Annotated in this window: 13 protein-coding genes and 1 pseudogene; 5 read left to right on the forward strand and 9 right to left on the reverse strand. The window is 36.5% G+C overall.

What is annotated here, in order from left to right; translation table 11 throughout:
- Positions 1 to 349: 349 nt before the first annotated feature.
- Entirely contained in the window at positions 350 to 2908 is a 2559-nt protein-coding gene (locus A9G23_RS05565; protein ID WP_081296966.1) for a type VI secretion system Vgr family protein, read from the reverse strand.
- Positions 2909 to 3808: 900 nt separating this feature from the next.
- On the opposite strand from A9G23_RS05565, the gene agp reads away from it, so the two are divergent.
- Positions 3809 to 5068 carry a bifunctional glucose-1-phosphatase/inositol phosphatase gene (gene agp, locus A9G23_RS05570; protein ID WP_065586669.1) on the forward strand — a complete coding sequence of 420 codons (1260 nt, stop codon included), beginning with the start codon at positions 3809 to 3811 and terminating at the stop codon, positions 5066 to 5068.
- A gap of 141 nt (positions 5069 to 5209) precedes the next feature.
- Here agp and A9G23_RS11905 read toward each other — a convergent pair.
- The 8 genes and pseudogenes from A9G23_RS11905 to gatA form a co-directional block, all read right to left on the reverse strand.
- Positions 5210 to 5391 (reverse strand): annotated as a pseudogene (locus A9G23_RS11905) (class II fructose-bisphosphate aldolase); the annotation flags it as partial.
- A gap of 723 nt (positions 5392 to 6114) precedes the next feature.
- A complete protein-coding gene (locus A9G23_RS05575; RefSeq protein WP_065586670.1) occupies positions 6115 to 6969 on the reverse strand; it encodes a tagatose bisphosphate family class II aldolase in 855 nt (284 codons plus the stop codon).
- Between the two features lie 21 nt (positions 6970 to 6990).
- A complete protein-coding gene (locus A9G23_RS05580) occupies positions 6991 to 7935 on the reverse strand; it encodes a hexose kinase (protein ID WP_065586671.1) in 945 nt (314 codons plus the stop codon).
- Between the two features lie 138 nt (positions 7936 to 8073).
- Positions 8074 to 8847 carry a DeoR/GlpR family DNA-binding transcription regulator gene (locus A9G23_RS05585; protein ID WP_065586672.1) on the reverse strand — a complete coding sequence of 258 codons (774 nt, stop codon included), beginning with the start codon at positions 8845 to 8847 and terminating at the stop codon, positions 8074 to 8076.
- Between the two features lie 94 nt (positions 8848 to 8941).
- Positions 8942 to 9985 (reverse strand): alcohol dehydrogenase catalytic domain-containing protein, encoded by a 1044-nt coding sequence (locus A9G23_RS05590; RefSeq protein WP_065586673.1) that lies wholly within the window; start codon positions 9983 to 9985, stop codon positions 8942 to 8944.
- Positions 9986 to 10086: 101 nt separating this feature from the next.
- Entirely contained in the window at positions 10087 to 11469 is a 1383-nt protein-coding gene (locus A9G23_RS05595) for a PTS galactitol transporter subunit IIC (RefSeq protein WP_065586674.1), read from the reverse strand.
- 4 nt (positions 11470 to 11473) lie between these two features.
- Positions 11474 to 11758: a PTS galactitol transporter subunit IIB gene (gene gatB, locus A9G23_RS05600; protein ID WP_065586675.1), complete on the reverse strand. Its 285-nt coding sequence runs from the start codon at positions 11756 to 11758 to the stop codon at positions 11474 to 11476.
- Between the two features lie 15 nt (positions 11759 to 11773).
- Positions 11774 to 12226 (reverse strand): PTS galactitol transporter subunit IIA, encoded by a 453-nt coding sequence (gatA, locus tag A9G23_RS05605; RefSeq protein ID WP_065586676.1) that lies wholly within the window; start codon positions 12224 to 12226, stop codon positions 11774 to 11776.
- Between the two features lie 288 nt (positions 12227 to 12514).
- Here gatA and gntK point away from each other — a divergent pair, with 288 nt between their 5' ends.
- From gntK to fmt, 4 genes are all read left to right on the forward strand, one after another.
- The gene (gene gntK / locus A9G23_RS05610) at positions 12515 to 13051 is read left to right on the forward strand and encodes a gluconokinase (protein ID WP_065586677.1); all 537 of its coding nucleotides are present in this window, start codon (positions 12515 to 12517) and stop codon (positions 13049 to 13051) included.
- Between the two features lie 35 nt (positions 13052 to 13086).
- On the forward strand, positions 13087 to 14892 hold the full coding sequence (gene edd, locus A9G23_RS05615) for a phosphogluconate dehydratase (protein ID WP_065586678.1): 1806 nt from the start codon (positions 13087 to 13089) through the stop codon (positions 14890 to 14892).
- 306 nt (positions 14893 to 15198) lie between these two features.
- Complete coding sequence (locus A9G23_RS05620) at positions 15199 to 17067, forward strand: SLC13 family permease (protein WP_442899769.1); 1869 nt, start codon at positions 15199 to 15201, stop codon at positions 17065 to 17067.
- Between the two features lie 645 nt (positions 17068 to 17712).
- Positions 17713 to 18675, forward strand: a complete 963-nt coding sequence (gene fmt, locus A9G23_RS05625; RefSeq protein WP_065586679.1) for a methionyl-tRNA formyltransferase — start codon at positions 17713 to 17715, stop codon at positions 18673 to 18675.
- The last annotated feature ends 28 nt before the right edge of the window (positions 18676 to 18703 follow it).

Raw genomic sequence — 18703 nt, forward strand, 5'->3', positions numbered from 1 at the left:
AAGACTAACTGACCATCTACCATAACTTTCCCTATAACCTTGCAGATTTAACATTTCATAGCTGAATTATTGCTGCTTCGGTTCTATATTCTTCTCTAGCCTTTTTTATGTGTTGATCAATAATTTTTTCATCCTTATAGAAGATTTCAGGCCAGTATAGTGCCTTAGAAAAAGTACCATCACTTTCAATAAAAACAAATGGAACTTTCTGCCTATACGGATCCATTTAAGTTGTATATAGCCATCTTTTTCGTCTGCATATGTAGTACAAGGGTTCATAAGAGACAATATTACTCATAATAGCAGTTGTGAATTCACTCCAATCACTCATAAACAATTTATCCATCAATTATTTATATTTAAAAATAACTTCGTCTTCTTCATATCCAGATGTCACAATTTGAGCCTTACCTTGAGCATCGGTTCTACCTTCAGCAATAATTTGATTATCTTTGTTTACTATTTGATATTCTCGGTTGATGATTGGTTTGTCTGTGCCATCTTCAACCAATATAAATTGTTTGATATAAGGTGCTTGGGGTTGCTGTTTTGGGAATGAATAAAGTGTTGGTAACATTTTTTGTGGACCAGAATATGGAAATGCTTGCGCCCCATGCTTAATTATACCAGGTGCATAAAGCTCAATATTGCCATCAGCAATACGAATATAAGCGCCCCCACATGCAATAGTTATTTCTTTTTTAGCATTAATATTAATTTTATCGTCGTTACTGATCATTTTTAGTGACTTATCAGCTATTAACTCTATATCACCATTATGGGCTTGCAGTTGGACTTTTGCTTCACCACTAAATAGTTTGATATTTTCTTTGGCAAAGACAGAGTAATCTTTAGTTGCGCTAACATGAACTGAATTATTGGCTGCTATATTAGTATCATGTTTGCTAGTCAATAAAATGTTTTTCTCAGCAAATTGATAAATACTATCTGGTGTCACAGAGGCTATGCCTTTAGGACTGGATAACACCATACTTGGTTGCGTAAATGATAACTTGATATCGGTCTGTGTTGCCGTATAACTGACAAACATATTAAAACTATCTGCACCCTCCAATTTACCTGCTCGGTGACTATCTGAACGTTTGGATAGGCGATTAGATACACTCAAGCCTGTTTTTAATAACATTGCTGTTTCATCATCATTTAAACTCGCTTTTTTGACACCTTGGTTACCCTCACGCTTATAGGATGTTACATAAACGCCTTTACCTGCTCGTATTACCCCCCAGTCATCAGTACGTAGTTCAAATCCTTCACCCCGCTGCTTTTTTTCACTATCAACTAAGTGCCCCATGTTAAGCTGGGTTTTACCATATTCAGTGGCAAGTTTGATATGTTCTTGTCCTCGCTTATCATCCATACGCAATTTATTATTGGCGGGCGTTCTTATCACATTGCGGTGTTTATTAATCGTGGTGACATGATCAGGGTGCGTACTATCATGCATCGCATGGGCAATATAGGGTCTATCGGGGTTACCATTAGTGAAGGCTACAGCAACTTCGGTACCATCAATAAGGGGAAAATGAAAACCATACGTGTCCCCAGAATAAGGTTTAGCAAGCCTTACCCATAAGCTTTCTTCGCCTTTGTTCCAGTTTTTTAAGTCAAAGTTAAATTTAATCCGATAGCGTCCTTGCGTATCAATATAACCGTAAGTGTCGTTATCCGGGCTAGTTACCCTTGCAGGTAGTGTACCGCTCACTTGTGGCCACGGTAATGGCGCAGGGCGATAAGGTTTAAGTACGTTAAATGGTATTGCTGTAAAATCGGTTTGGTATGAGTCGTTTCTATCCTCATGGCTATGAGTTGAAACAATCACTATTCCGTCTTTGATATCCTGAATCGGACAGCTTTCAATAATGAGATGTTGTCCCGGTGCTAACTGATAATCATTACATTTGCCATAAATAATAAGTTGTTCGCTAATATGTTGCTGATGGCGTATATGCGCATACCATTTGCCACTTTCAACGCTCCGCACATCACCCAGCGTTTTATGATGTTCTTCATAGCGGTAATCATTTCCGTATGTGGTATTATCTTTGGGTTGACTATTAACGCTGTCATCAAGTTGGCTACCAGCCATCCGGTAGTTATAATCATTGACACTCACCTGCATTGGCTTGGTTTTACTGCTGAATTGCAAATCCCAAACACTATGGAGATGACTATCATTTAAACCACTTGGCGACTTAATTACCGTACTGCCAACCTTATCAAGTCCTTGTTCATAATCACTAATCACAATCACATCACAGTGATGTTTAGGATTTGTTTCAAAATAAAACCAGATACCGACATCTGCTAACAATCGTTGAATAAAGGTTAAATCACTTTCTTGCCATTGGGTAATAAATTCACGCGCAGGATAGGTTTCATTTAACTCCATGCGAAAATCAATCCCGATAAAACCATGATTACGCAGGACTTCTTCTACGACTTCAATTACGCTTTTATTCTGGAAAATGGCACTTTGGTAATGGTTAGCCAGTAATGACACTCTAGGCTCAAGAACAACTCGATAATGAGCTTGCTCTTCACTCATTGAGACAAAACTAAATTCTGTAATCACACCATAAATGGTTCGAGGCTTATCTTGAATAGCAAGCGAATCTATTTTAGTTAGTTCAAATGGTAAGGATTGTGGATGAAAGGTCAGTGATGCTTTTTGACTTAGTATCGAATCAATGGATATCTGCCTATCTGAGCTAGTAAAAGTAATGCAATATTGCCAAGGTTGATTTAATTGTTCTTTGCCCTCAAGTGTTAAAACCGAAATATCCGATGAGGCATCAAGCTTATCAAATGACAGCGAGTAATTATTAAGCTGTGTGTTTCTGGTTAGCAAAGACAAACCATCGGCAAACGGCTCTATTATACTCATATTTTATATCCTTATTTTAATATCGCTAATATTTGCGCTTTAACTTGTTAATACATTGTAAAGATAATCTAATTAATTTAGTTAAAATACGTATTTTTTTTTAAGTAGTCAATTTCTTTCATAAATTAATTCATTTACGTAATTACTAAAATACATCACTAAATCAATATAGGTAATTAGATTAAACTGAATTTGTTGTGTTAAATTGTTCTTCTGATAGGAATAGACTATCTTAATTTAGACAGCAACATTAACCTCCGTCATACTCGTTATATTCGGTCAAATGAGATAAGTAACTATTTTGCTTTTGTACCAAGTTTATTTGTGACAAGATTAACATTCGGCTGATTATTTTCATTCTACCGTGATTTTTCCATGCATAGACGCTCACAAATAGAAATGCATGCAACTTATGGCGTTTTCACTATCTATTTAACGGTGATTGATTTTGTGTGTTGATGTTTGTTTGAGCGAGTGGGAAAAGTGGCTATAAAGTGATTTTTTTTGTAAAGATGTTTTAGAAATCTATGCATTTCAGTAAAAAACTGTTGTGATATCACTAGCTATATTTTTATACTAATCACCGAATATTCATCTTTTCTTTAAGCTAAATTAATAATCTTCCTGAATATTTAATAAGGCTCGCAATTTTCTATTTTAATCGCTATAAGTTTTAATTATATCCACCTTCCATGAGTAAAATTTGTGTTCACTATCATTTATAGATAGAAATTTTATTTCTTTATTTCTTAACACGAGTTATCGTTTTACAAAAATAATCAAAACTATCCATACATAATAGCATTAAAACAAAATATCTATAGGAATTTAAATAAAAACATACGAAAAATAAGATATTTAATTGATCAAATTATTTTTATGTAACTTAAGGAAAATCATATGAAAAAAACAATATTAACAGGCATATTAAGCTTAACGTATTTTTTGTCATTTTCAACATATGCAGCAAATAATCATGATGATTACACCTTAGAGCAAGTAGTGGTTTTTAGCCGCCATGGTTTACGTGCTCCGTTAGCGAGTCCAACAAGTACTCTAGGAAAAATTACACCCAATCAATGGCCACAGTGGGATACGCCGGCCAGTTATTTAACGACACGAGGAGGGGCATTAGAAAGCTATTTTGGCCACTATTTTAGTGAATGGTTAGCCGACAATAAATTATTAACCGCCGATAAGTGTCCAAACGAAAAAGATGTTTATATTTATACTAATAGTCTTCAACGAACTATTGCAACAGGTCAGTTTTTTATTGTGGGTGCCTTCCCAGGATGTATTTTTCCGATCGTTCATAAAGAAAAACTTGGACAGATGGATCCATTGTTTTTCCCTGTAATTAGAGATGATAGTGTTGAATTTAAACAGGCTGCTATTGCTTCAATTAATCAAAATGCGAATGTAAATGGTATTACCGGCTTAAATAAAAAACTTAACAACGCATATCAGAATATGGCTAAGATAATTGATTATCAAAAATCAACTAATTGCATAAATGACAAACAGTGCGATTTTGTTGCTTTACCAACAGAGTTAATAATAGAGAAAGGAAAAGAACCTGGAATCACTGGACCATTGCGCACAGGTACATCAATTGCCGATGCCTTCATTTTACAATATTATGAAGGCGTACCTTTAAAAAAAGTTGCCTGGGGTAAAATAAAAGATGAACAACAGTTTAAACAACTTGTTGCTATCAAAGAGAATTATAATACTGTACTATTTGGCTCACCTATCGTGGCAAAACATGTTGCTGCCAATTTAGTTAATTATATTAATCAAGCTTTTGCTAATAATGAAAGTACAACTAAATTCACTCTTTTAGTGGGACACGATTCTAATATCGCTTCGTTATTTTCCACTATGCAAATTCAATCTTATCACTTGCCTAATCAATTTGAGACCACTCCGATCGGTGGTAAAGTTGTATTTCAAAAATGGCGTGATAATCGTAGTGGTGAGCATTTAATGAAAATTGAATACTTTTACCAATCCACAGAACAAATTCGCAATTTATCACCATTAAATCGTAATAATCCACCGCAAAAAGTTACGTTAACCATGACAAACTGTCCAACTAATGAGAAGGGTTTCTGTTCTTTTTCAACGTTTAAACAGGTGATGGACGGTATCATTAAATAAACAATAAATCATTCATAGTAAGCCATATTTAATCATGATTTCAATGCTTACTATGAATCTATTCATGCCAAAACACGGCAATGGAATCTTGAAAAACAATATGTTGATCAGTTAATAATCAAAGTTATATAACGTATTGTAAGCAACTATTTGATAGAGGATTTGTTCAGAAATACCCAATGCGCCATGTAAGACTAAAGGAATATCAAATTTATCGCGGATTTTTGCTAAACGGTCAAAATCCAGTTTTGGTTCACCTTTATATAAACCTTGAGTAAACCGATTGCCACTGCTAAAGAATCAATCTGAGTTCGTTCAACATAAATCATAATCTATCGATAAACGCCGGGTTGTTTACACTTCATGCTGAAAAATAATCTTCTAAAAACTTATACGGCGTTTTGCCGGAAATCGTTTAAACTTTTAGTTTTATCTTTTGAATCGCTCATTATTTGGTGATTATGCGACATCTCCATTAATGAACGTATCAGGCATTCGATTTATCCATTCATTTGAGCGCTGTCAGATTTGGTAAATGTTTGATTGATACGATGACTATCACACATTTTAATAAATGGGATACATAGTAGTCTCAATTCATCACAAACGGTATAAAATCCTGAATATTTTTTACAAAAATAAAGCCTAAAAAAGTGAATAATTGCGTAAATATCTGATAATGAGCACACAACTCACCTAGAAAAGGACGCTATCTGTATTCCGTGTTTTATATTCAATGGAGGCATGTTATTTAATGTTTAACAATGTCTTTCGGTGCAATTAATGGCAGGGTGAATGATCATAAAGCGGTTAACCAAATCGGTGACGGTGATTTTTCTTTATGATATAGGCGCGCTATATCGCATCTGGAATACGGCGTTATGTCTATGCATTACAATCGTTTTTTAAATTACGGTAAACAACAAAAGTCATTCCTACAAATACTTAACTTGCTGTCACTTAACACATTTTAACCAGCAGCGCTCAACTGCTGGTCATGAATTGTACGTTCCTAATAATTTAAAACAACGCCTTGAGCTTTCATATTATAATTTACCTGCACTACCGCAAATACGAATTTTATCTTCAACAATTTTTTTCATGGCAGATTTTGCGGGCTGCATATAGTACCTTGGATCGTTAGCATCAGGATGGAGTTTAAAATCTTGTTTTAAAGCATCTGAAAAGGCAATTTTTAATTCGGTTGCCACATTCACTTTACAAATACCCAAAGAAATCGATTGTTTAACCATTTGTTCGGGAATGCCCGATGCACCATGTAAAACTAAAGGAATATCAACTTTAGCGCGGATTTTTGCTAAACGATCAAAATCCAGTTTTGGCTCGCCTTTATATAAGCCATGTGCTGAACCGATTGCCACCGCTAAAGAGTCAATCCGAGTTCGTTCAACATATTCTTTAGCGGCATCGGGATCGGTAAAAGCGCTGTCTTTATGATCGACAATAAGATCATCTTCTTGTCCGCCTAATCGTCCTAGTTCGGCTTCAACACTGGCATTATATTTATGACTAAAAGCAACCATTTTACTCACTATGTCAATGTTTTCTTCAAAGGGGTGATACGAAGCATCAATCATAATCGATCTAATTCCTGCCTCTATTTTTGTTTGAATATCACTGATATTTTCATGATGATCCAAATGTAGCGCAAAAGGAAAATGGTGAATGCTTGCTGCTGTTTCACAAATACTGATTAAATACTGTATTCCTGCGTAACTATAAGTTGCTGGCGTTGCTGCAAGTATCACGGGGGATTGCATCTGTTTAGCGGTATCAATAACAACTTGGATGGTTTCAAGGTTGTGTATATTAAATGCAGGCACAGCATAACATTCACGTTGAGCTTTTTTTAACATCTCTTGACTAGATATAAGATACATAATTTAATCCTCATTAATCTGTTATTTTGCAATGATTTTTGTGACTTTAACGTGTTGATAATACTTGTCATAATTATCCATATTGACAAAACCGGTTTGCGATTCCATTGCATTTAGCATTCCCATAGTCATCGCACGTTTAAGCATTACCTCTACAGCTTCATTTTCATGAATGCTGACCGCAAGCCCAGCTAACGTGACATCCCCCGATCCAACAGGATTCACCACGTTAATTTTAGGAATTGAAACTTGGTAATAGTGGTGATGACAACGAGCAAAAGCGCCATTTTCGCCTAATGAGATGATGATAAAAGCAATATCATTCAGTACAGGGTGATTGACGGCTTTAACTAATGAAGTTACATCATTTGGATCGATATCCATTTGAAGAATCTGCTGTAGTTCATCTTTATTGGGTTTGATTAAAAAAGGTTTATTTTTAGAAACGAGCGTTTTTAATAACATTTTACCGGATGAGTCTAGCAATACTGGGATCTTATACTTATTTGCCTTTTCAATTAATTGAGTATAAAAACCAACTGGAAATCCTTGTGGTAATGACCCTGAAATAGCAATAACCTGCGATTGGTTAAGCAGACTCTGGTAGTGTTCCAGAAAAACATTGACATCATGGCTATCTAATACTGGCCCTGACTCTAGGATTTCAGTTTGATTTCCCTCATGTAAAATGGCAATACAGTTTCTTGATTCATGTTGGGTGATATAAAAGTTGTAATTAATATTATCGTTATCTAATTGTTTTTGAATATACTCGCCCGTTGTTCCACCAATAATGCCGGAGGCAAGAACGGGAATACCTGAGTATTTAATGCCTCGAGTTACATTAAGCCCTTTACCTCCTGCAGTTTTTTTTACCTCTGAAACTCGATTAATATCATTAATCACTAATTTATTTAATGAATACGATATATCCACCGAAGGGTTCATCGTAATTGTTAATATCATATTCTCACCTACGCATTCATATCGTTGGGAGAAACAACAAGCTTAAATGATCACTATCATTAAATGGACTTGGCTAGAAGTAAAAACTTTTATGACCAATTAAAATATTAAAAAAACATACGCGTGTAAGCACAAATATTAAACCGTTATTAATTTAATACCCTTTGCCACAAATTCTTGTTTACAGCTACTGTCAACATCAATATCGGTAATAATGGTATTGAGTTGACTAAGTGGTAACACAACATTAATACCATTACGACCAAATTTTGATGAATCGAGCACGGCAATCACATTCTTAGCGGCATTAGCCATAACACTGCTGATAGTGTAACCTTCGTTAAACGTTGTTATTCCTCTTTTTGCATCGATTCCATCTGCACCAACAAACAAAATATCAGCAGAGATGCCAGTTAACGATTGCTCAGCAATTTTTCCATGAAAAGAACGCGTTTTATGTCTAAGTGTACCACCACACATAAATAGCATAATGTCACTATTGTCTGATAATATAAATGCAGAAGTAAGACTATTGGTAATCACAGTTATATGCTTCAATTTTACGAGTTCTTCAGCTATCAACATGGTGGTACTACCACTATCTAAAATAATAGTGTCACCTTCTTTAACATGTTTAACCGCTTCAATTGCAATACGTTTTTTAGCTTCTATAAATCGCTGATAACGTTCTTCTAATTGCAGTTCTTTAAATGATTTTAAGTCACCGTTATTCATCATTTTGGTTGCTCCGCCATGAAATCGTGTTAGCACTCCTTGTTTTTCTAGCAATCTCAGATCGGTTCTAGTTGTGACTTCCGAAACATTGAACTGTTCCGACAAATCAGAAACTAATACCGTTCCTTTCATATTAAGAAGTTCTACTATCTGTTGTCGTCTTTCACTTGCATTCATAATATTTCCTTTTCCGAAAATTTTTTAGCAGTGTATAACAAACATAATCAAAAGATAAGGTTTCATTTTCCATGGCTGACTTAAATCAAAATAATTACATGCAATTTAATAAAATTTTGCCATTCATAGAGCGACCATTTAAGGCAGTCACTTGTTTAATAAATGAATCAAAGTCACCCATGCCTGCAATCAGTTCATCAAGTTTAATTTTTCCATCCATAAAGTACTGACTCACTAATTGCCACTCTTTACCTGGCCATGGTGAGGAATAGTTCATCCAACTGCCTAAAATTTGTAACTCTTTTCGTAAAATCAGTCCGAATGTTTTTTCTGGAAGTGTAATATCATGATGAAGTGTACCCACCAAGGCTATCTTCGCTCTAGGCCCTGCAATTTCAATAGCTAAGTTGACCGTAACGGGTGAACCCGCCGTTTCTAATACAATTTGATCAAAGCGAGATGAAAATAAAGCTTGGTAAATTGCTTCGGCGCTAAGATCTTGAGAATGATATACCGCATCGGCTCCTAATTGTTTGGCTAGATCGAGGCGATGCTGGTTAATATCAAGCACTACAACTGATTTCGCCCCCATTGCCTTGGCACATTGCATAGCAAGTAATCCAATTGTGCCACCGCCAACGATGACAACATTTTTGCTCTCACACCCATCAGCCAATAGCAATGCATGCATCCCAACGGTCATGGGTTCAAAAAAGGCGCCCTCAAGCGGACTGATACCTTTAGGTAATTTAAATGCATTTTTCTTATCTAATACAATATACTCCGCAAAGCCACCGACTATCCTTGAACCAACAAAAGTGTAATTTTTACAGAGTGAGTAGTAATACTTTTGACATTCATCACATTTGAAGCATGGCCATAATGGTACGCAACAGATTAAATCACCATTGTCAAACTCAGTCACGCCATGCCCCGTATCCACTACGGTGCCACTAAATTCATGACCAAGTGTAATCGGGTAAAAATGAGCACCATGGTGAAATATACGCGGAATATCTGAACCACATAATCCACAATAAGCCACTTTAACTAAAATTTGATCTGGGGATGTTATTTTGGGCATTTCTATATTCTGTATAGATAAAGCTCCCCCTTCATTAACAACAACCGCTTTCATGTTATTTTCCTTTATTGGTAAACAAATTACGTTGATGTATTGCTTTCACTCGTTACTGAGTGAAAGCACTCTGATTGATTTTTTTGATGACTATTTTGGGATTATTTTATTACTCCATCTTCTTGAGCTAATGGCTGATTTTTCAGAAATAACTGGTATTTTTGGGCACGTTTCCATGTCAAAAATAAGCAGAAAAGGTAAAACAATCCAATAAGGGCAAAACCAATGGGTTGTTTCAAGTTGACCAACTGAACCATAAGATAAGTAATTGGCGCTCCCCCTTGATCCATTGCACCAACCGAAACGTCATTACTCGTAGTCATCGTGCCTGCATTAATGGCTAGTTGAGTGGTCAATGGAACCATTTGAGTGGCAATCCAAAGCGTAATGGCGATAATAATAGAGCCTGAAACAATGATCCTAAACAGATTACCTTGATGAACCGCAACCCCCATTGCGATAAAAAAGCCAATAGTTGCCAGATCACCAAAAGGTAAAACTTCATTACCTGGCAGGATGATGGCAATAAAAATACTTAATGGAATAAAAATTAAACTCGCCGATACTACCGTTGAATGCCCTAATAACAATGCAGGATCTAAACCAATAAGAAAATCTTGCCCACCAAATTTTGATTGCAAGTGTTTACGTGCTTGTTTAGAGAGCGGTGTTAATCCATCCATAATAGGTTTAATCACGCGTGGCATTAATAACATGACCGCCGCAGTTTGAATCGCTAGTTGTAGCGTTTCTTTCACACCATACCCAGCTAATAAACCTAATATTATTCCCATAAATAAGCCAACGGTGACAGGTTCACCAAACGCACCAAACCTTTTTTGCATATCAACAGCATTAAAATTAATCTTATTAATGCCTGGCGTTTTTTCAATGACAGCATCAACAAAAACAGCAATTGGACCACAATATGCAGACGTACCATGAGGAACCGCAATACCGTCAAGCTCAAAAAAATCTTTGGTATCTTTGGCAAACCAATCACCCAGTTTATAAGCAATAATGGCATGAACAATAACACCTACAATACCAAGCCAGTAAGAACCGGTTGCAATGTAAACAAGCGCGCCGGTAAAGGTCATGTGCCAGATATTCCAAATATCCACATTAACTACTCGAGTTAACCTTAAAACTAACATAATAATATTCACTAAAATTGCGATAGGAATGGCAACTAAAGCAATTTGTGATGCCCAAGTCATAGGTGCTGCCCCCGGCCAACCGACATCAATAACATTTAGACTAATATCGAATCGCTCGGCCATCGCTTGAGCTGCCGGCCCAACCGAACTGGTTAATAAGCCAACAACTAGACCGATACCAACAAACCCTATTCCTATATGAATCCCAGCTTTTAATGCATCACCTACTTTCATTCTTAATACTAACGAAAATAAGATAATTACAATGGGTAACATCACCGATGGACCAAGATCCAAAATGTACTGCATTATTTCAGTAAACATAGATTTATCCTTTTAGAATAGATAAAATTTTTTCTTTTAACTGGTCGATACCCACGCCAGATACAAAAGGCATGCCATGAACAATTGGAATATCCCCAAAATGTTGATCTATTCTGGCTGTAGTACAAATCAAATCAACATCATCAATAAACGTATTAATTTCATTAATACGACATTGAATAAGGTCAAGTTGTATATTATTTTCGCTACACAACTCTTTTATCTCTTCTGCAGCCAACGTTGATGTTGCAACCGCACCGCCACAAGCAACAATAATCTTTTTTTTCATAATGCCTCCTGAAACTTATTGATTAAATATTACGTTATTAAAATGCACCTCTATTTCATTTTGTGGAGCATTTAATAAAAATTGATAGAATTCTTCATTTTGTAAATTTGAAAAAAGTGCTTTTAATAGTTCAATTTGATCTTCTGGTGCAGTAACAACAAGTGAAATAATCAGTGAAACTTCAACGGTGCTGTCATCATCGGCTCGATGAAAAGCAACCGGTGTTTGAGTCCGAATAATAAAGATTGCTGGTGTATTAGCATGCTTTGCTTCACAATGCGGAATTGCCACAGCATACCCATCAAAATTAATGCCTGTTGGGAATAATGCTTCCCGTTCAATTAAAGCTTGCAAATGACTTTCTTTGACAATCCCCTTTTGTTGTAATTGCTCGCTAATATAAGTTAATGTCTCTAATTCATTGTTAAACTTAAGATTGTCTTCGAAAAAAAGCTGACATTTATTCATCATTGTTCTCCACTATTGTTTTTTATGTAAGGTTTTAAATCATTATTTTCGAAAACAAAAACCTTATCGAAAGGTTATTTTCTTTCGAATTAAAAAGCAAATAGGATTTTATATTTTTGTGATCGAAATCTATTTTTCACTGTAAAGATCAACAAATAAATAACTATCTATTTAAGAATTAAAAATAAAATCTGATCCAGATCACAAAAGACACTTTTTTAGATTGCAAAAAAAAATGAGCATGTAAGAATGTTACCCGTAACAATCAAGGTGTACTAAGGATTAACAATGACTAAAAAAGATAAACACGTTTTTGTATTAATGGGTGTATCAGGTTGCGGTAAATCAGCGGTTGCCAAACAAGTGGCGTACAACCTAGAGGCTGCTTTTTTAGATGGCGATTTTTTACATCCAAAGACTAACATTCTAAAAATGCGTAGTGGTACACCATTAAATGATGAAGATCGAATGCCTTGGCTTAATTTAATCAGTAATGCTGCATTTGCAATGAGTAATGTCAATGATGTTTCAATTATTATCTGTTCGGCATTAAAGCGAAAATATCGAGATATTATCCGTGGTGAAAACGAAAACATACATTTTATTTATTTAAAAGGCAGCTATGATGTCATTGCTGAACGTTTAGCGAAACGTAAAGGACATTACCAAAAATCAGGCATGCTTCAATCGCAATTTGATACTCTAGAAGAACCAACAGCCGATGAAAAAGATGTCTACAATATTAACATTGAACAACCATTAAAAGAGGTTGTGCGCGATACTGAACAAGTCATACGCACAATATGTCATTGTAAAAAAATATAAAAATAAAAATATAAGCGAAATAAAAAGAGGTTAATGTGAATCCGACTGTCCAAGCTGTAACCCAACGTATTATTGAGCGTTCTAAGGCTTCTCGTGCTGCTTATTTACAAAAAATAGAACATGCTATGAGTAAAAAAGTAACGCGATCTAGTTTGCCATGTAGCAATTTAGCGCATGGTTTTGCTGCTTGTTGTATTGATGATAAAAAGGATCTAAAAAATATCTTAAAAAGTAACATTGGTATTATTAGTTCTTACAACGACATGCTTTCAGCGCACAAGCCTTACGAATTTTATCCAGAACAAATTCGCAAAGTATTGCACGAGGTCGGCGCCGTTGGGCAAATGGCAGGTGGTGTGCCAGCAATGTGCGATGGTGTGACACAAGGCGAACCGGGAATGGAACTATCATTAATGAGCCGTGATGTGATCGCGATGTCGGTTGCCGTTGGACTTTCACATAATATGTTTGATGGTGCGCTATATCTTGGCATATGCGATAAAATCGTGCCCGGATTATTTGTTGGTGCATTAACATTTGGCCACTTACCGGCTATTTTTGTGCCAGCAGGCCCGATGCCATCGGGATTATCCAATAAAGAAAAAGTGCGTATCCGTCAACTTTTCTCAGAAGGTAAAGCTTCGCGTGAAGATTTACTGGAGTCAGAATCCGCCTCTTACCACACCAGCGGGACTTGTACTTTTTATGGTACAGCCAATAGTAACCAGATGGTGATTGAATTAATGGGGTTACATTTACCTGGTGCGGCTTTTGTTCATCCTGAAACCGCATTACGCTTTGAATTAACTAATGCCGCCGCTAAACAGATTACTCGCCTTACCAACCAATCAGGAAATTATATGCCTGTTGGTAAAATGGTCGACGAAAAAGTAATTGTCAATGGTTTAGTTGCACTGCTTGCGACAGGCGGTTCAACTAATTTAACCATGCATATAGTTGCCATGGCGAAAGCAGCAGGTATTATTATCAATTGGGATGATATTTCAGACTTATCAACCGTTGTTCCTTTACTTTGTCGAATTTATCCAAATGGTTCTGCTGATATTAACTACTTCCAAGCCGCTGGTGGCACAGCTTTATTGGTTCGAGAATTATTAGCTGGTGGTTTATTGCATGAAGATGTTGAAACTGTGGTGGGGCGTGGACTGAGCCGTTATACGCAAGAGCCAATTTTAGAAAACGGCAAACTCATTTTCCGCGAAGGACCAACAAAATCATTAGATGAAAGTGTCATTGCCTCAATCAAAAAACCGTTTAATTCTCACGGTGGATTAAAAGTGATGTCAGGCAATCTTGGCCGTGCCATTATGAAAACCTCTGCGGTGGCGCCAGAACATCAAATTATTGAAGCGCCAGCCGTCATCTTTAATAGCCAATATGATTTAGATGCTGAATATAAAGCAGGGAAATTAGATAAAGACTGTGTAGTTGTTGTGCGCTATCAAGGGCCAAAAGCAATCGGCATGCCAGAGTTACATAAACTTATAACGCCGCTAGGTGTACTACAAGATAAAGGCTATAAAGTTGCCTTGTTAACTGACGGTCGATTATCGGGAGCGTCTGGTAAAGTCCCAGCAGCGATTCATGTTACTCCTGAAGCTTATGATGGTGGCTCATTAAGTAAAGTCCAAGAAGGTGATATGATTCGAGTTAATGGTCAAACTGGCGAAATAACATTATTAGTTGACGAAGCAGAGCTAGCTAAACGTCAACCTTATCCATTCGACTTGACCGATTCACATCTTGGCTATGGTCGTGAACTGTTCACCGTTATTCGTGAAAATTTAACTTCTGCAGAAGAAGGCGCTGTGAGCTTCTAATGTATTTACCCTGTCGCAAATACGCGGCAGGCAACGTTAAAGTTATACTAAAACAATTTATTTTCTGAAAATTTTTGACAAAAATTAACCACAAAAGTGATGATGTTTCACATATTCCTATCATACTATCACAATGTTAGCCGCCTGCTTTACTTACGTTTTGGTAATGATAATAAATTATAAAAAACAGCAATAGAAAATATTCCCTAGTACCATAAATCAAGGTATTATGTCTAAAATCTAATCGGCATCATAGAGCTACTTTTTGTGGAACATTTGTCATCTGAGGATAATTTAGTCTCATCAATCACTACAGTCTTACCCAATTATTTTATTGAATATGACCCACTTATTACCGTTTGCTTGTTGTTATTAATAGCAATTTTAATGTTCACGTTCAGCAAATTAAGAATGGATGTTATTGCATTACTCACAATTACAGCTATCACCATTAGTGGCGTGTTAACACCAAGCGAGGCATTAGCTGGCTTTAGCGATCCCAATATAATCTTAATAGCTTTATTATTTATTATTGGGGAAAGCTTAGTTAGAACAGGCATTTCGTACAAAATGAGCGAGTATATTCTTAAAATAGCTGGCAAAAACGATATTCGTATTATTATTTATATCATGTTAGGCGCTGCGTTACTCGGCTCAGTCATGAGTTCAACAGGGGTAGTTGCTATTTTTATCCCTGTTGCCATTAGTATTGCGAATCACACGGGTATTCACGTCAAAAAATTAATGATGCCACTTTGTATTGCTGCCTTAATTAGTGGCATGATGACTTTAGTTGCAACAGCACCCAACCTTGTTGTCAACAGTGAACTTGATCATTTTAAATTAAAAGAGTTTGGTTTTTTTTCAATTACACCAATTGGTTTAGGGGTTTTAGTTGTTGGTGTCATTTATTGTGTATTAACACGCAATTGGTTGCTCACAGCTGAACAAGTCACCCCAACCAATACCCAACCACAAAGACGGAAAATTACCGATTTAATCCGTGACTATAAATTAATTGGTCGTGCCCACCGTGCACAAATATTAGCGGGATCGCCTTTTGTTGGGCGCACAATTGATGGCTTGCATTTACGTAGTGATCATGGCGTAAATGTTATTGGTATTGAACGTTGGCGCAAATTTCACAAAGTATTAATTCCCGTTAATGGTTCAACTGAGTTTCGTGAAAATGATATTTTACTACTGGATATGTCACACTCCGAGGCAGATTATCGCACCTTTTTAACCACCAATAACCTTGAACCCAAAGTTTTACGCGGTGAGTATTTTTCAGAACAAGTAAAACAAGTCGGTATGACCGAAGTCGCCCTACTGCCCGAATCCACACTATGTGGAAAAACACTCAATGAAATTAATTTTAGAGGGAAATATTTCCTAACAGTAATTGGCATTTGGCGTAATCATGCCCCCGTTGAAACAAACAACTTATTCCAAGAACGTTTACAAATGAGCGATACACTATTGGTTTGTGGTGACTGGGGCTCAATACAAAAATTACAAACGCGAACCAGTGATTTTGTCGTATTAGACTATCCATCGGATATTGATGATGTCGCACCGGCAAGTTCCCAAGCACCAATGGCGTTAATTAACCTAGCGATTATGATTACGTTAATGGTGACCGGCATTGTACCCAATGTGGTTGCCGCGCTAATTGCTTGCTTATTAATGGGCGCTACACGCTGCATTGATATGACTAATGCTTATAAATCCATCCATTGGCCAACCTTAATTTTAATTATCGGTATGATGCCTTTTGCACTCGCTCTTAATAAAACAGGCGGGATTTCGCTTATATCCGCTTGGCTTGAAGTTCACCTGCGTTCTTTTGGCCCTTATATGGTGCTAACCTTTATTTTCTTATTATGTTCAACGATTGGATTATTTATATCCAATACCGCAACCGCCATTTTAGTTGCACCAATCGCCATTGATTTAGCACTAAAATTTGGTTATTCGCCCTACCCTTTTGCCATGACGGTTGCCATTGCCACATCCGCATCATTTATTACCCCTGTATCATCACCAATTAAAACCATGGTAGTTGCACCGGGTGGATATAGCTTTGGCGATTTTGTCAAAATTGGCGTGCCGTTAACTTTTTTGGTTATGGCGGTGGATATTGCTTTAGTGCCAGTGTTTTTTCCATTTTAGCATTTAAGAGATTTGTGAGAAAAAATTTAATAAAATCAAGTTCTTTTCTGGATGTCTTTTAATGGGTTTGGCGTTTTTGATAGTGGTGATTTGGATCCTGTTAGGTTTCGGACGTTTTATTCCTTTGATGAATTAAATCGACGTTCGAGCCAAGAAGGATTAGCTAATCCCTTTGGCGAACTCTCGCTTGGTTGCAAGATAATAAGGCCTCACGGAAATCCTATTCCTTGACTATTTTTTTACACTCCGTCTATATTTTGTATTCGACGAAATATAGTCACGCCAAACATCCTTGATTAGCATTCTCACTTCACTCAGTTGTCAGCACATTCTGGCCCTGAGAAACAACTGCCATAACTTTAAGTATAATGAAAAATCGTGATGCTTCCTTCATAAAAACAGTTCAGGTATTAATTTAATTTTAATTAAATTTTTATAAAACTTTGTATTTTTACCTTTAAAAATACAATTCTTAATATTTATAAAAAAGATATGATTCAACATAGCTTGCTTTTATAAATATTCTCTTCAAGTCTGATACTAATAAAGGGCGCTTATAATATATATGACACCTTTTTGATTAAAGATTCTTACTAAAATTTCAGGTATAATCCATACAATTTTTCGATTATGGACATAATACTTATGCCTAATACAACTAAACCGTTAAATATTATTTTTGCTGGTACGCCTGATTTTGCAGCTACCCATCTCAAGGCACTTATTGACGCTAACCATAATGTGATCGCCGTTTTTACTCAGCCTGATCGCCCCGCAGGTCGAGGCAATAAATTAACCGCTAGTCCTGTTAAACAATTAGCTATTGAAAATAACCTACCTGTTTATCAACCAGCAACGCTTAGATCCGAAGAAAACCAAAAAATCATTGCTGAACTTAAAGCTGATATTATGATTGTTGTGGCTTATGGGCTAATTTTGCCACAAGCAGTGCTTGATATGCCTAAACTAGGTTGTTTAAATGTTCATGGTTCATTACTACCTCGCTGGCGTGGCGCAGCGCCAATTCAGCGAGCTTGTTGGGCGGGAGATCACGAAACCGGAATTACTATTATGCAGATGGATGCAGGGCTTGATACGGGTGATATGCTATATAAACTTACCTGCCCAATTGAGCAAACCGATACTAGTTCATCTCTGTATGAAAAACTGGCTAAACTAGGGCCACAAGCGTTACTTGAGACATTAACATTCATCTGCGAACAAAAAATCCAACCAGAAAAACAAGATCCATCACAGGCTACTTATGCCGAAAAGCTTTCAAAACAAGAAGCGAAACTTGATTGGAACTTATCTGCCGAGCAACTTGAGCGTTGTGTACGCGCTTTTAATCCATGGCCGGTTAGTTATTTTGATGTTAATGGCGAACTGATCAAAGTCTGGCAAGCTCAAGTCGTTAAAATTGACTCAAAACAGCCTGTTGGTACCATTTTGCAAGCCGATAAAAATGGTATTTGCATCGCAACAAGCGAAGGGGCATTAAATATGACAAAGCTCCAACCAGCGGGTAAAAAACCAATGTCGGCACAAGATTTATTAAATTCTCGTAAATCTTGGTTTGTTGTTGGTGAAAAACTAAGAATGGATTAAAAATAGCCCGCAATATTACAGGATCCAG

Source organism: Gilliamella sp. App4-10 (assembly GCF_001690495.1).
GTDB lineage: Bacteria > Pseudomonadota > Gammaproteobacteria > Enterobacterales > Orbaceae > Gilliamella > Gilliamella apicola_G.